The sequence below is a fragment of the Thermosynechococcus sp. JY1331 genome (assembly GCF_031583475.1).
GTDB lineage: Bacteria > Cyanobacteriota > Cyanobacteriia > Thermosynechococcales > Thermosynechococcaceae > Thermosynechococcus.
This window is the reverse complement of the sequence record NZ_CP134180.1, coordinates 2,349,484-2,363,059: the sequence shown is the minus strand read 5'-3', so window position 1 is coordinate 2,363,059 and position 13,576 is coordinate 2,349,484. Positions and strand designations below refer to the sequence as shown.

Genomic DNA, 13,576 nt, shown 5'->3' with positions numbered 1-13,576 from the left:
GCCCAACCCGTCGGTGAATCCCTCAGACTCACTGGGTTCAGCGCAAGTAACCTAAGTCACACTCACAGCGGGGAAACCACACCCCGCTTTTTTATTGGATGGTGCCAAACGGGTCTGGCCGCGTTGCTATAATAACCCTCAATGTAACGTTTTTTAACATTCGCAGTTTGCAGCATGGGCGATCCAGTGCCTACGGGTGAAATTCGGGTTCGGGGTGCACGGCAGCATAATCTGAAAAACATTGACCTCGATCTGCCCCGCGATCGCCTGATTGTGATGACAGGGGTTTCTGGTTCCGGTAAGTCCTCTCTGGCCTTTGACACGATTTTTGCTGAAGGGCAACGCCGCTATGTGGAGTCCCTGAGTGCCTATGCACGGCAATTCCTCGGTCAGTTGGATAAGCCGGATGTGGATGCCATTGAGGGGCTGAGTCCAGCGATTTCCATTGATCAAAAGTCCACTTCCCACAATCCTCGCTCGACGGTGGGCACGGTGACGGAAATCTATGATTACCTGCGGCTGCTCTATGGCCGTGCGGGTGAACCCCATTGCCCCCATTGCGATCGCTCGATTCGCCCCCAAACCATTGATGAAATGGTGGATCAGGTGATGCAGTTGCCCCCTCAGACGCGCTTTCAAGTTCTAGCTCCTATTGTCAAGGGGAAAAAGGGCACGCATAAAAAACTGCTGTCGAGTCTTGCTAGTGAAGGCTTTGTGCGGGTTCGCATTAATGGCGAGGTGCGCGACCTCAGTGATGCCATTGAACTGGATAAAAACCATGCCCACACGATTGAAATTGTTGTCGATCGCCTTGTGCTGAAGCCGGGGATTGAGGAACGCTTAGCGGACTCGCTGCGAACGGCGTTGCACCATGCCAATGGTACGGCAATGGTCAGTGTGGTACCCCGCGAGGGTGAGGCTGAGGGTCAAACGCTCCTATTTTCCGAAAATTTTGCCTGTCCGGAGCATGGGGCCGTGATGGATGAGCTATCGCCGCGGCTCTTTTCCTTTAACTCCCCCTACGGTGCCTGTCCAGAGTGCCATGGCTTGGGCTATTTGCGCAAATTTAGTCCGGAGTTGATTGTCCCCAATCCTGAACTACCGGTCTATCTGGCGATCGCCCCCTGGGCCGAGAAAGAACACGACTACTACCTTGCTCTCCTCTGTGGCATTGCTGAGGCCTTTGGCTTTGACATCAATACACCGTGGTACCGCCTGACGGAGTTGCAACGGGAAATTATCCTCTACGGCACCGATACCCCAATTCTGGTTCCTGCCGATTCCCGCTATCGCAAACGGGACTACTACCGCCAATTTCAAGGGGTGATCCCAATTCTAGAGCGGCAGTACCGCGAGACCACCTCCGAGGCCTACAAGCAAAAATTGGAAGAGTACCAAGTCAATCAAACCTGCCCCGCCTGTCAGGGACAGCGTCTAAAACCGGCCGCTTTGGCTGTGCGCCTAGGGCAATATCGCCTTACGGATCTCACCAGTGTCTCGATTCGCGAGTGTTTAGCACGGCTGCGATCGCTCCAACTGAGTGCCCGCCAACAGCAGATTGCGGAGCTGGCTCTGCGGGAAGTGACCGCGCGGTTGCAGTTTCTGGTGGATGTGGGGCTAGATTACCTGACGCTGGATCGCAGTGCGGCCACCCTCTCTGGTGGTGAAGCCCAACGCATTCGCTTGGCCACTCAAATTGGCTCTGGCCTGACGGGAGTGCTCTATGTCCTCGATGAACCCAGTATTGGCTTGCATCAGCGGGATAATGATCGCCTCCTGCAAACACTGTTTCGCCTGCGGGACTTGGGGAATACGCTGATTGTGGTTGAACACGATGAGGACACGATCCGCGCTGCCGATCACATTGTTGATATTGGCCCAGGGGCGGGGATCTACGGCGGCCAGATTGTGGCTCAAGGCAGTCTAGAGACAATTCTCAACCATCCCGACTCCCTGACGGGGGCTTATCTGTCGGGGCGCAAGCGCATTGAAACCCCCAGCGATCGCCGGCCGGGGAATGGTCAATCCCTGATTCTCAAACAGGTATCTCGCAATAATCTCAAGAACATCACCGTAGAAATTCCCCTCGGTAAGCTGGTGTGTCTGACGGGGGTATCGGGGTCGGGAAAATCCACCCTCATGCACGAAGTCCTCTATCCTGCCCTGCAGCACCATCTTGGTCACAGTGTGCCCCTGCCCAAGGGAGTTGGCGAGATTGAAGGCTTAAATGCCATTGACAAGGTGATTGTCATTGACCAGTCTCCCATTGGTCGTACCCCCCGCTCGAACCCTGCCACCTACATTGGGGTGTTTGATGTTATCCGTGAGGTCTTTAGCCAAACCGTGGAGGCCAAGGCACGGGGCTATAAACCAGGGCAATTTTCCTTCAATATCAAGGGCGGACGCTGTGAAGCCTGCGCTGGCCAAGGGGTCAATGTGATTGAGATGAACTTTTTGCCCGATGTCTATGTGCAGTGTGAAGTGTGCAAGGGGGCACGCTACAATCGCGATACCCTGCAAGTGAAGTACAAAGGCTGCTCGATCGCCGACGTTTTGGATATGACCGCCGAGACGGCACTGGCCTTTTTTGAAAATATCCCCAAGGCAGTGAGCAAGCTGCAAACCCTCGTGGATGTGGGCTTGGGCTATCTCAAACTAGGGCAAACGGCACCGACCCTCTCTGGGGGCGAAGCCCAACGCCTCAAATTGGCTTCTGAACTGTCGCGGCGTGCCACGGGCAAAACGCTCTACCTCATTGATGAACCCACCACGGGGCTGTCTTTTTACGATGTGCATAAACTCCTCGATGTATTGCAGCGTCTTGTGGACAAAGGCAACTCGATTTTGGTGATTGAGCACAATCTGGATGTGATTCGCTGTGCCGATTGGATTATTGACCTTGGACCAGAGGGGGGCGATCGCGGCGGAGAAGTGGTTGCCGTCGGCACCCCTGAAGCGGTGGCACTGATGCCCCAATCCTACACAGGGCAGTATCTCGCCAAGGTCTTAAATCGCGCCGCTGCCAATTCGCAATAGTAGAATACAGGTTGCTCTGCCTTGCGGTGCGTCTATGCCGACGATGACCCTCTCCATTTCCTGTCCCGATCAGCGGGGGCTAGTGGCCAAGTTGGCGCAGTTTGTCTATCGCTACAACGGGAACATTGTTCATGCCGACCACCACACCGATGCCGTCGCGGGCATTTTTCTTTCCCGCCTCGAGTGGGAACTAGAGGGCTTTGAAATTCCTCGCGATCAGATTGCTGCTACATTTATCAACTATGCACAGCGGGAAAAAGTCTTTGCCAGTTGGCAAGGGGTGCGCTGGCAGTTGCGGGTGTCGGATATTCCCTATCGCTTGGCCATTTGGGTGAGCCGCCAAGATCATTGCCTGTGGGATTTGCTGCTGCGGCAGCGAGCGGGGGATCTCTTTGCGGAAATTCCCCTGATTATCAGTAACCATGAGCATTTACGTCCCATTGCCGAACAGTTTGGCATTGACTTTCACTATATCCCCGTGACACCAGAGACCAAGCCCCTTGCCGAAGCCAAGCAGCTGCAACTGCTCAAGGACTACAACATCGATCTGGTGGTGCTGGCCAAGTATATGCAGGTACTCAGTCCAGAATTTATTGAGGCCTTTCCCCAAGTGATCAACATTCACCATTCATTTTTGCCTGCCTTTGCGGGGGCGAATCCCTACCACCGTGCCTATGAGCGGGGGGTAAAAATCATTGGTGCCACGGCCCACTATGCTACAGCGGATTTGGATGAAGGACCGATTATTGAGCAGGCGGTTGTGCACATTAGCCATCGCGATACGGTGGCAGATCTGATTCGCAAGGGCAAGGATTTAGAACGGGTGGTGTTGGCACGGGCGGTACGGCTGCATTTGCAAAATCGGATTCTGGTGTATGGCAATCGCACGGCAGTCTTTGCCTAGGCGCTAATCAGGGGGCAGTTGCCTTTTTGCTGAGGAGCTTGAACTTTGGAAGCTGTTGGACAATCTGGAGCGTTTCGACGCTCACTCGCACCACGCGCTTCAGTAAATCAATAATGTAGCGGGGATCTGCTGACCAGTCGTTGGGGTCATTGCGAATTTGGCTGTCTTTATCCACAGTGACTTGATAGCGATCCATCACCCACTTGATGGCAGGCTTGCCATTCACCACATATAGCTATTCCAATAAGGAATGAGATATCATCCAGCACAATACTTGCGAATCACTTCATCAATCGAACTGTTTGACCCTGCATACATCCGCGCTCGCTTCAGTGCACTGAAGTCGTGCTCAATCACATTCAAATCAGGAGAGTATTTCGGTAAAAATAACACCGCGTGACCCGCCGCTTTCACCACTGCCTGAATCGCCCCTTTTGGATGAATCGGTGCATTATCCATCATCAACAACGACGGTCTCTTTAACGCCGGCAAACAGTACTGACTCAGCCAGCTCACAAACCCTAACGCATTCAAGTATCCGCAAAACAGCATTGGGGCGATGAAGTCTTTCTGGTGTCTATACCGTCCTGCGACTCAACTCTCTCTTTTCTGACGCTTCCCCGCTCGCTCTCCATCAATCGGGATGGGCAGCAACATCGGCTGCTAAGGCCGCCCAATCCAGTTTCCAAGGACGACGGGGGACAACCGTGGGGGCTGAGTCCTCTCGCTTCAGCCAGCGATGGATAGTGGCGCGGCTCACTTGGAAGATTTGAGTTGCTTCACTGATTTTGCCACCTTGCTGGATGTAGGAGATAACCCGCTCTCGTCAGTTCAAGCCATAGCTCATATTCTTGAGTAACATTCATGACGCTTTGAGTATAGCCTATCCCTCTTGAAAATATCTCACTCTTTTTCGAAATAGCTATAAATCTTCAATTGACAAGGCAGGGATGTATATCTTTGATCGCAAGGTGAATTTTTATGCACGTCACCCCCAACGCCAAATTGACCGTAAAATCGTGATTTCGCCAATGGTAGAGGATCGGGCACGACCAGTTGCCGCAGCATTGGGAATAGAAATTTATCGCTATGCCGATGCCGTAGAGGGTCGATAGGCTCTCCCGGACACTAACAAGGGGAAGAGGGGGGCACAGAGTCATCGTGGGGATCGGGTACAGGGTCATAGCCGCCGGCGGCAAAGGGGTGGCAGCGCAAAATACGACGAATAGCTAAATAGGTTCCCTTGACTGCTCCAAATCGGGCGATCGCCTCAATCGCATAGACAGAACAAGTGGGCGTATAGCGACAGGTGGGCAAAAATAAGGGCGAAATCCAATGCTGATAAGCGCGAATCAAAAAGATCAGTGCTTTGCTTAGCCAGTTGTCCACAGCCTTTGCCTACAAGGTATCCCAATTATACGCAGGTTAATGGGGGCGAAATAGATGGTGATGTTCTGGACTATAGAGGCAGGAGCGCAATGAGCCATGGCCTTGATGTTGTACTGCCAGTGCTGGACTGATCAGGTAAAGGGTGGTGCGCGTCAAGCGCTGCTGCTGACTAAACGCCGCCATTTCAGCCAAGGGAACCAGCCACAACTGCTCATCGGGCCATCCCAAGCGGTAGCCCACAGCAACTGGGGTTTCGGGTGGATAGTGCTGAAGCAAATCTCGCTGGGCACGGTGGACACAATTCGCACTCAGGTAGAGGCAAAGGCTGGCTTTGTGGGCGGCTAGACTGGCCAATTCTTCTGTTGGTGGGACGCGTGTACGGCCACTGGCACGGGTGAGGATAATTGTCTGTACCAATTCGGGTAGGGTGAGTTCGGCATTGAGGCGGGCGGCGGCCAATTGATAGGCACTGATGCCGGGGACAACTTCAACGGTAATGCCTGCTTCGGTGAGGCGGGCAATCTGCTCGTGAATGGCACTGTAGAGGCTCGGATCTCCCGATTGCAACCGTACCACTTTTTTACCCGCTTGGACTGCTTCAACCATCAGCGGAATCATTTCTTCAAGAGTCATTGCGGCTGTGGGAATACAGGTGGCACTCGGCGGTGCAAACTGCAAAATCTCGGTAGGCACAAGGGAATCGGCATAGAGAATCACATCGGCCTCTTGGATCAGCCGTTGCCCCTTGAGGGTCAATAATTCTGGATCACCGGGACCAGCACCGACAAAATAAACCCCAGCCGAGGTCTGTCTTTTTAGCACTACACTGCACCTGATTATTCCCCTTACTAAGATTAACTTTTGCCGGTAACACAAGTTATGTCAGGATCAAGACAGGTCAGTTTAAGAGGCAGCGAATCATGAGTGGCAAACGGATTCTCATGCTTGTGGGTGACTATGTGGAAGATTACGAAGTGATGGTGCCGTTCCAAGCCCTCCAAATGGTGGGTCATACCGTGCATGCTGTCTGCCCTGATAAAGTCGCTGGGGACATTGTTCGCACGGCAGTTCACGATTTTGAGGGGGATCAAACCTACAGCGAAAAACGGGGGCACAATTTTACGCTCAATGCCACCTTTGCAGAAATTGATCCCAGTACCTATGATGCCTTAGTGGTGCCGGGGGGGCGCGCCCCAGAGTATTTACGCCTTAATCCACGGGTCCTGGAAATCACCAAGCACTTCGGCGAGACCCAAAAACCGATTGCAGCCATTTGTCACGGCCTCCAACTGTTGGCGGCAGCAGGCGTTATTGCGGGCAAAACCTGTACGGCCTATCCGGCCTGTGGCCCTGAGGTCGTGAGTGCTGGGGGTAACTTTACCAGTGTGGCAGTGGATGCAGTCGTAGTGGATGGCAATCTGGTCACGGCGCCCGCTTGGCCTGCCCATCCCCAGTGGTTGGCGGCATTTTTAGAGCTTTTGGGAACGACAATTAGTCATCGGCCTTTGGCAACGGTATAGGATGGCGGCGGCATGGCGATCGCCCTCAGCCAAATTGCCCAATATCTCCAACGGCACCAACTGAACTATCGGTTGAATGCGGCCAACCACCAAATTATTACGGGCGTCAACGGTGATCACCTTGAGCGATTTATCGTCGTCATTGAGCTAGATGAGGGAGGCGAGTTTTTTAAGCTCTATGCCCCCAATCTTTTGCCGGGGATTAAAACCCACCAGTTTCGTGATGCCATTTTGCAAACGCTACTGTGCATTTCGTGGCAGACAAAAATGTTGCAGTGGGAGTACGACCCCAACGCCGGTGAAGTGCGTGCCATGATTGAATTCCCCATTGAGGATAGCACCCTCACCGAGCGGCAATTTTTTCGCTGCTTGGGGGCACTCGTGGAAATCGTTGACAATACAGTGCCTCGGCTGCGGCAGTTGGTTCAAGAAGAACCGCCCGCTCCAGATACAGATTTGGCCATGGGCGAACGTCTCCTGCTGACGATTCAGGAAGAGGCACCGGGGCTATTGGATCTCATTGCCCAAGCTCTTGAAGCCCGTCGCCAACGGGGTCGGGTCAGTTTGAATTTAGAGAATTTTAGACACCTAAGTTAGACATCTAGAGTTCTGTTTAGATTCAGATTCAAGACGAGGGGGGTGCAGGGGGCGTTTGCCGCGCGTAGAAGCGGCCATTCTTCATTTCAATCAACCCTTGACACTTTTCACAACTAAAGCGCCACAGCTTACCGACCGGAACTTTCAGCGGGTGATGACAATGGGGACACTCGCCACTCCATACCTCCTCATCCCCAAGCATCCATATACTGCCCACGACCATCGGCAGACCGATGATGGTTCCTAATCCCGTGGCACAAAAGCCCAGACCCATGACTATGCCGGCAAGACCTGCCACCTTTGATTGATGATCGCGGGGGACTTTTTCAATGGTGGGAATGGTGTAAATCTCGGATTCAGAGGGGGGCTGGGGGGGGTCTGTGGCGGTTTCAGGGGGTGGTGGGGGTTCTTGTGTCTTATCTGCCTGAACCTGTGGCCCAGGCTCGGCCTCTAACCAAGGATCCCGTAGGGGAGGATAGTTGGCGGCTTCTTGGTGTTGGGGAAGGGCAGAAGATTCTGAAGGAACTGGGGGTGCAGTGGGCAACATGTCTGAGACTGCCCAAGGATCCTCAACAACAGAGGCAGCGTCTGGGGCGATCGCTCCCTCAGGCGGGGATTCAGCTTCAGCAGTCATCTCAGGGGTTATCGCGGTGGGTGGGCTAACCTCAGCTTCTAGGGCGGCAATGTCCTCAGTCGTCGGTTTAGGGAAGTCGTATGCTTCAAGGGTCGGTTGCTCTAGGGTAGCTTCAGAGAGTTCGGGTGCTGGTTCAGGGATCTCAGCAATACTGTCTTGGGCTTCTGGTGTTGCAATGCTCTCTTCTATGGACTCAGAAGCTTCTGGAGGTGGTTCAGCAGCGACCTCGAAGACTGGCAATTCTCCTGAGAACCCATCAAGGGTGTCGGATTCAATACGCTCTTCTTGAAGGGGGGGCGACTCAGATGGAGATTCTTCACGATCAGTATTGGGTTCTGGTGAGGGTGGGTTGGGGTCAAAGGCGGCAGCTAAATCTGCCAAACTAATGTCCTCATCAGGATCGATTTCTGGAATCTCATCTAGGAAACTCTCTTGCGGCTCACTGATGGGTTCTGCCCCTGTTCCATTCTCAGTGACTTGCTCTAGGGGAGGAGCTACATCCCCATATTCAGGTGTGCTCTCTACTGGAATTGGCTGTTCTTTCTCTTCGGGCGATCGCGCCACAGCATCCTGACTTTCAGATGTGGCAGGTACCTCGGAGGTCATAAAAGCAGACATTAAATCCAGCAGCGTGGGTTCAGGGGGGGGTGGCTCAGTCGCTGCCGTTTCGGTGCCCCATGGATCCTCGACCACGTCTCGATGGGGTTGGGTGGGTGGCAGGACTTGGAGCTGAAAATGACTTTCCCAGAGAGGGACGCCCAACACCCGTGACTCAATGAAAACCCGTTGAATCTCTGGCAAGTGCAATTTTTCTAAGGCAGTGCGGATCAAGGTTACGGCTGCCCCCTGATTGAGTATTTTTTCTGAATGCAGCGTGATCATTAACTCCTCGGCCTGACGTACCACAGTGGCCTTTACCCGCTTTGGCAGGAGGACAGCATTCAGCAGCGTACCAATGGCACGGGGGTCGCCCTGCCGCGCAATATCCAGCAAACGGGAATCACTCATAAACCGATCAATAGAATGGAACGGGGTGCCGCTAGTTCTAGCCTACTGCGATTTCAAAAGAGTGATAGGGAGCGGGTGGCGATCGCTTGACTATCCTACGTATCAACGACCAAGCTAACCTACACCCTAAGTTTAGAGCGGTTGAGAAGCTTGGAAAAAATCCCTTCGGCATCAAGGACGTCCATACCATTTTCTGAAGCGGCGGCTACAGGATCCTTGATTTGTGCGTTACCCTTTCGGCGTAACTTACCTTTTCGGGGATTTCAGTGGGGCTATGCGGGGGATTAATAGCCCGAATTACCTTTAGTTTAGCTAAGGGATGGCCAGATGACAACTCCCTAAAGCGTGTAAATTGTTACAAACAATTACAAGCACCCACTAGACTGGGAAAAAGGATGTTCACAAGTTTCAGCAGGGCATGACAGCGGCAACACGCTCCACGGATTGGCAACTTTTGCAACGACTGATTCCTTACCTCAAGCCCTATCGCTGGGGACTGGTGGGAAGTGGCTTGCTCTTGATTCCCTTGGCGGCAGCAGCAGCATTACAACCGATCATCATTGGTCAGGCGATCGCCTTCCTCAAAGGCGAAGAGAGTACCTATAGCTTTTTGAAACCTTTGACCCTGACCCAAGGGATTGATCTACTGAGCATTGCACTGCTGATGACTGTGGTGCTGCGCTTTGGGGTGCAGGCGGTGCAGGGGTACTGGATTCAAAAAATTGGCCAAAACATTACTGCCGATATTCGCCATGACTTATTTGACCACGTGCTCCGGTTATCGTCGCGCTTTTTTGACCGCACCCCCGTCGGTAAGCTCATTACCCGCTTGACCAGTGATGTGGATGCTCTGGGGGATGTGTTTGCCACTGGCGCCGTGGGGGTTCTCAGCGATGTCTTCTCAATGCTGGTGGTCATCCTGACGATGTTTTTCATTGACGGCCTCTTGGCAACGCTGCTGCTGGCCTTGGTACTGCCGATCACTGCCCTGATTATCTATTTTCAACATCGCTACCGCGTGGCCAACTACAAATCCCGCGAGGAGCTGTCGCTACTGAATGCCGATCTTCAGGAAAACATTGTTGGCATTACCGTGGTGCAACTGTTTCGCCGTGAGGCCTTTAATAGCCAACTGTTTCGGCGGCGCAATCAACGCTACATCAAAGAGGTGGATCGGACGATTTTCTACGATTCGGCAGTATCAGCAACGTTGGAGTGGATTGCCTTTGTGGCGATCGCGGGGGTTCTCTGGCTGGGCGGTGCCTTGGTGGAGCAGCGCACGATTGACTTTGGCACTTTGGCCACGTTTATTCTCTTTTCCCAGCGCGTTTTTGATCCGCTGCGGCAGTTGGCGGAGAAATTTACCACGGTGCAAGCGGGCTTAACCGCCATTGAGCGCATCCATGATCTGCTCTCAGAACCGATTGAAATTCAGGATCCCGATCGCACCTTTTTGCGTTTGCCCAAGCCAGAAAATACAGCCGCTGCCGTTGAGTTTCGCGATGTCTGGCTGGCCTACAAAGACGATGACTATGTCCTCAAGCAACTTTCCTTTCAGATCCATGCTGGCGAAAAGGTGGCGATTGTTGGCCCTACGGGTGCAGGCAAAAGTTCAATTATTCGCTTGCTCTGTCGCCTCTATGATCCAACGCGCGGTGAAGTCCTTGTTAGTGGTCGCAATGTTCGCGACTTTACCCAAGCAGAACTGCGGCAGCACATTGGCGTGATTTTGCAGGATAGCTTTCTCTTTTCCGGCGATGTCAAAAGCAACATTGCCCTTGGCGACAACTACACCCTTGCCGAAATTCAGCGGGTGGCCGCCGAAATGAACATTGCCGACTTCATTGAGCAGTTGCCCCAAGGCTATGACACTCCCCTGCGGCAGCGGGGCACGAATCTATCAGCGGGGCAGCGACAACTTTTAGCCTTTGCGCGGGTAGCGATTCGCAATCCAGAAATCCTTGTCCTTGATGAGGCAACCGCCAATTTGGATGTGGGTACAGAGGTAATGATTCAGGAGGCCTTGAACCGCCTGTTGGTGAATCGAACCGCCATTATGATTGCCCACCGCCTCGCCACGATTCGCCATGTGGATCGCATTTTTGTGCTCAAACGGGGACAACTAGTGGAGCAGGGCACCCACAGTGAACTCTTGGCCCGCAATGGGGTGTATGCCCATCTCTACCGGTTGCAGGCACTCGCTGAAGAAGCAGCCCCTAAGCAGGATGCCTCGCCCCTTGCCTAATCCACAATAACAGTGGCAGCCCTAGCAGTTGTAGCACTACCGACACCAATACCAACAGCCCCAAGGAGCGATCGTAGAGCACTCCCATGAGGAAACTGCCGAGAAACCACGCTAAGCCATAGCCAGTGCTAAAGATGCCATAGGCTGACCCCCGCCGCTCTGGGGGGACGAGGTTGGCGACGATCGCCCGCACAATGGATTCTTGGGCACCCATGCCAATGCCCCACAGCACCATGCCCCAAATCACCGCAGAACTGAGGAAGACCAAGGGAGCAAAGCCTACCGACAGCACAACCGCAAGGATCAAGGCCATGATGCCAATGCGATCCAGTAAGTATCCAAAGAGCAGCGCAGCCACGGCATCAACCCCCATCGCCAAGGCGTAGAGCAGCGGGATTTGGCTCGTTTGCAGACTGTCTCCCTGCTGTAAATGAAAAGCAATCAAGGGGAAATCCACATAACCGGCGCCCAGAAAGGCCACGGCCAATAGATAAATCCAAAACAGTGTTGGTAGTCTTTTGGTATCCAGATCCTGCACCACCGTTTCAAAGTCCCGTGGCTCTGGGTACCGCCGCTGCGTCACCAACAAAACGACCAGCCCCATCAGGGCGGGAATGGCGAGGACAGCAAAACTCCATTGGTAGTGTTGGGTCAAGGCAAAGACGCCGGCCACCATCAGTGGTCCAATAACGGCACCAATTTGATCCATCGCCTCATGGAGACCAAAGCCAAAGCCGCGACCCACTTGGCGAGCACCGTAGGAGAGCAACACATCGCGGGGGGGTGTACGAATTGCTTTACCGGTGCGCTCAGCAATCATCAATCCCCCTAGGACTTCCCAACGATGGGCTAAGGCCATGAGGGGCACAGCCAAGGTATTGATGGCGTAACCAAGGGTAGTAATGCGCCAATAGGCACGGGTGCGATCGCTGAGATAGCCAATCCCAAGGCGTAGACCATAGCCGATGAATTCCCCCAAACCCGCTACGAGGCCGACAACGGTACCACTGGCACCCAATACTCCTAAATAGACCCCCGTAAGACTGCGGGCGCCTTCATAGGTGGCGTCGGCACAGAGGGAAACCACCCCTAGGAGCACGACAAACCTGAGGGCGGAGCCTTTTTGGCAAACCATGACTCAACTCCTGTATTTAGGAATTTAGGAATGTCCACAGTATATTGAGTGGAGAATCGTTAAGGGCGATCGCGATGGTGGGTGCACTCAGCGCAGCTAGTCCCTTAGTCATTTGGACAAGTCTCGGGTTCCTCTGTGGCCGTTGGTTGCCAGCAGTGATTCCCCAATGGTTGGGGCGCAGCCTCTATTGGGTCGGGGTACCCATTCAAATTTTTGCTTTGGTGCGGCAAACCAACTTCGCGGGGTTAATTTGGTTGGCACCGCTGCTGGCCTTTGTGGCGCTCATTGTCGGCTATATTCTTGCCCAAGGCCTCTACCATTGGCAGCAACGCTACTTTCAACCCCAGTGGCTCCACTACACTCCCCCCTTCCTGACGAGTACAGTTCCCGAAGGAGAAAGTCGCCGCTTTCAGGGGAGCTATCTGATTGCCAGCATTCTCGGCAATACGGGCTTTGTCGGTTTGGGGGTCGCGATTCCTCTCCTGAGTGCTAGGGCATTGCCCTGGGCGGCCTTCTATGCCATTACCCAAAATGCCCTCGGCACCTATGGATTGGGTTCATTCCTCGGTCAGTACTACGGTAAGGGCAATGATCAACCTTGGTGGCGTGCCCTCGGGGTGATTCCAACGGTACCGACGCTTTGGGCCTCCATGGCCGGCTTTGCCACCCATGATCTTTCGTTTCCAGACGCGATCGAACGGTTGTGTGAGATAGATATTCACTTGGTGATTCCCTTTGCCTTTGTTCTCACAGGAATTCGCCTGAGTCGGCTCCCCGGCTGGCAAAGTTTTCGTATGGGGTTGCTGCCTATGTTGGTGAAGACGTTGTTGCTGCCATTGACGATGATGGCGATCGCCTATGGTTTGGGCTTGCGGGGCGATACGTTGCTGGCGATCGCGATTATGACTGGTACGCCCACCGCCTTTGCCGCGCTAATTTTGGCAGAGGAATACGAACTCAATACCGAACTGCCACCGGCGGTGATTGCCCTGAGTACCCTGAGCTTTGTGGTGGTGTTACCGTTGTGGGTGTTCCTGTGCCGCCAAATTTTAACATAACGCTAACGACTGCTCTCCTTTTCCAAGAACAGTGGCACACTGAAAATACC

General features: G+C 53.6%; 11 protein-coding genes and 2 pseudogenes. 7 read left to right on the top strand and 6 right to left on the bottom strand.

Features of this window, described 5'->3' with window-relative positions; genetic code table 11:
• Positions 1-174: 174 nt before the first annotated feature.
• Together uvrA and purU are read left to right on the top strand one after the other, a co-directional pair.
• A complete protein-coding gene (gene uvrA, locus RHJ31_RS11575; protein ID WP_302676690.1) occupies positions 175-3,036 on the top strand; it encodes an excinuclease ABC subunit UvrA in 2,862 nt (953 codons plus the stop codon).
• 34 nt (positions 3,037-3,070) lie between these two features.
• Positions 3,071-3,940, top strand: a complete 870-nt coding sequence (gene purU / locus RHJ31_RS11570) for a formyltetrahydrofolate deformylase (protein ID WP_302676689.1) — start codon at positions 3,071-3,073, stop codon at positions 3,938-3,940.
• Between the two features lie 7 nt (positions 3,941-3,947).
• Here the strand turns inward: purU and RHJ31_RS11565 are convergent, their stop codons facing one another.
• Positions 3,948-4,166, bottom strand: a complete 219-nt coding sequence (locus tag RHJ31_RS11565; RefSeq protein WP_310445877.1) for a type ISP restriction/modification enzyme — start codon at positions 4,164-4,166, stop codon at positions 3,948-3,950.
• A 32-nt stretch (positions 4,167-4,198) separates the two neighbouring features.
• Positions 4,199-4,754: pseudogene (locus tag RHJ31_RS11560) on the bottom strand (transposase).
• A gap of 112 nt (positions 4,755-4,866) precedes the next feature.
• Here RHJ31_RS11560 and RHJ31_RS11555 point away from each other — a divergent pair.
• Positions 4,867-5,055, top strand: a pseudogene (locus tag RHJ31_RS11555) (hypothetical protein); the annotation flags it as partial.
• A gap of 13 nt (positions 5,056-5,068) precedes the next feature.
• Here the strand turns inward: RHJ31_RS11555 and yidD are convergent.
• The gene (yidD, locus tag RHJ31_RS11550) at positions 5,069-5,329 is read right to left on the bottom strand and encodes a membrane protein insertion efficiency factor YidD (RefSeq protein WP_286626169.1); all 261 of its coding nucleotides are present in this window, start codon (positions 5,327-5,329) and stop codon (positions 5,069-5,071) included.
• A gap of 36 nt (positions 5,330-5,365) precedes the next feature.
• A complete protein-coding gene (gene cobM, locus RHJ31_RS11545) occupies positions 5,366-6,151 on the bottom strand; it encodes a precorrin-4 C(11)-methyltransferase (RefSeq protein ID WP_302676687.1) in 786 nt (261 codons plus the stop codon).
• A gap of 98 nt (positions 6,152-6,249) precedes the next feature.
• Here cobM and RHJ31_RS11540 point away from each other — a divergent pair, with 98 nt between their 5' ends.
• A complete protein-coding gene (locus RHJ31_RS11540; RefSeq protein WP_302676686.1) occupies positions 6,250-6,849 on the top strand; it encodes a DJ-1/PfpI family protein in 600 nt (199 codons plus the stop codon).
• A 12-nt stretch (positions 6,850-6,861) separates the two neighbouring features.
• On the top strand, positions 6,862-7,446 hold the full coding sequence (locus RHJ31_RS11535; protein ID WP_302676685.1) for a hypothetical protein: 585 nt from the start codon (positions 6,862-6,864) through the stop codon (positions 7,444-7,446).
• A gap of 28 nt (positions 7,447-7,474) precedes the next feature.
• Here RHJ31_RS11535 and RHJ31_RS11530 read toward each other — a convergent pair whose 3' ends face one another.
• Positions 7,475-9,088 carry a hypothetical protein gene (locus RHJ31_RS11530; RefSeq protein WP_302676684.1) on the bottom strand — a complete coding sequence of 538 codons (1,614 nt, stop codon included), beginning with the start codon at positions 9,086-9,088 and terminating at the stop codon, positions 7,475-7,477.
• 418 nt (positions 9,089-9,506) lie between these two features.
• Between RHJ31_RS11530 and RHJ31_RS11525 the strand changes: the two genes are divergently transcribed.
• Positions 9,507-11,333 carry an ABC transporter ATP-binding protein gene (locus RHJ31_RS11525; protein ID WP_302676683.1) on the top strand — a complete coding sequence of 609 codons (1,827 nt, stop codon included), beginning with the start codon at positions 9,507-9,509 and terminating at the stop codon, positions 11,331-11,333.
• On the opposite strand, the gene RHJ31_RS11520 is transcribed toward RHJ31_RS11525, so the two are convergent.
• Positions 11,305-12,468 carry an MFS transporter gene (locus RHJ31_RS11520; RefSeq protein ID WP_206201232.1) on the bottom strand — a complete coding sequence of 388 codons (1,164 nt, stop codon included), beginning with the start codon at positions 12,466-12,468 and terminating at the stop codon, positions 11,305-11,307. The two genes, RHJ31_RS11525 and RHJ31_RS11520, sit on opposite strands and share 29 nt — an antisense overlap.
• 74 nt (positions 12,469-12,542) lie before the next feature.
• On the opposite strand from RHJ31_RS11520, the gene RHJ31_RS11515 reads away from it, so the two are divergent.
• Positions 12,543-13,526: an AEC family transporter gene (locus RHJ31_RS11515; protein WP_206201233.1), complete on the top strand. Its 984-nt coding sequence runs from the start codon at positions 12,543-12,545 to the stop codon at positions 13,524-13,526.
• Positions 13,527-13,576: the final 50 nt, after the last annotated feature.

What these genes read in the sequence shown, in the direction of transcription:
- uvrA (WP_302676690.1), top strand. Translation starts at nt 175, where the DNA reads ATGGGCGATCCAGTGCCTACGGGTGAAATTCGGGTTCGGGGTGCACGG.
- purU (WP_302676689.1), top strand. Translation starts at nt 3,071, where the DNA reads ATGCCGACGATGACCCTCTCCATTTCCTGTCCCGATCAGCGGGGGCTA.
- RHJ31_RS11540 (WP_302676686.1), top strand. Translation starts at nt 6,250, where the DNA reads ATGAGTGGCAAACGGATTCTCATGCTTGTGGGTGACTATGTGGAAGAT.
- RHJ31_RS11535 (WP_302676685.1), top strand. Translation starts at nt 6,862, where the DNA reads ATGGCGATCGCCCTCAGCCAAATTGCCCAATATCTCCAACGGCACCAA.
- RHJ31_RS11530 (WP_302676684.1), bottom strand. Translation starts at nt 9,088, where the DNA reads ATGAGTGATTCCCGTTTGCTGGATATTGCGCGGCAGGGCGACCCCCGT.
- RHJ31_RS11525 (WP_302676683.1), top strand. Translation starts at nt 9,507, where the DNA reads ATGACAGCGGCAACACGCTCCACGGATTGGCAACTTTTGCAACGACTG.
- RHJ31_RS11520 (WP_206201232.1), bottom strand. Translation starts at nt 12,468, where the DNA reads ATGGTTTGCCAAAAAGGCTCCGCCCTCAGGTTTGTCGTGCTCCTAGGG.
- RHJ31_RS11515 (WP_206201233.1), top strand. Translation starts at nt 12,543, where the DNA reads ATGGTGGGTGCACTCAGCGCAGCTAGTCCCTTAGTCATTTGGACAAGT.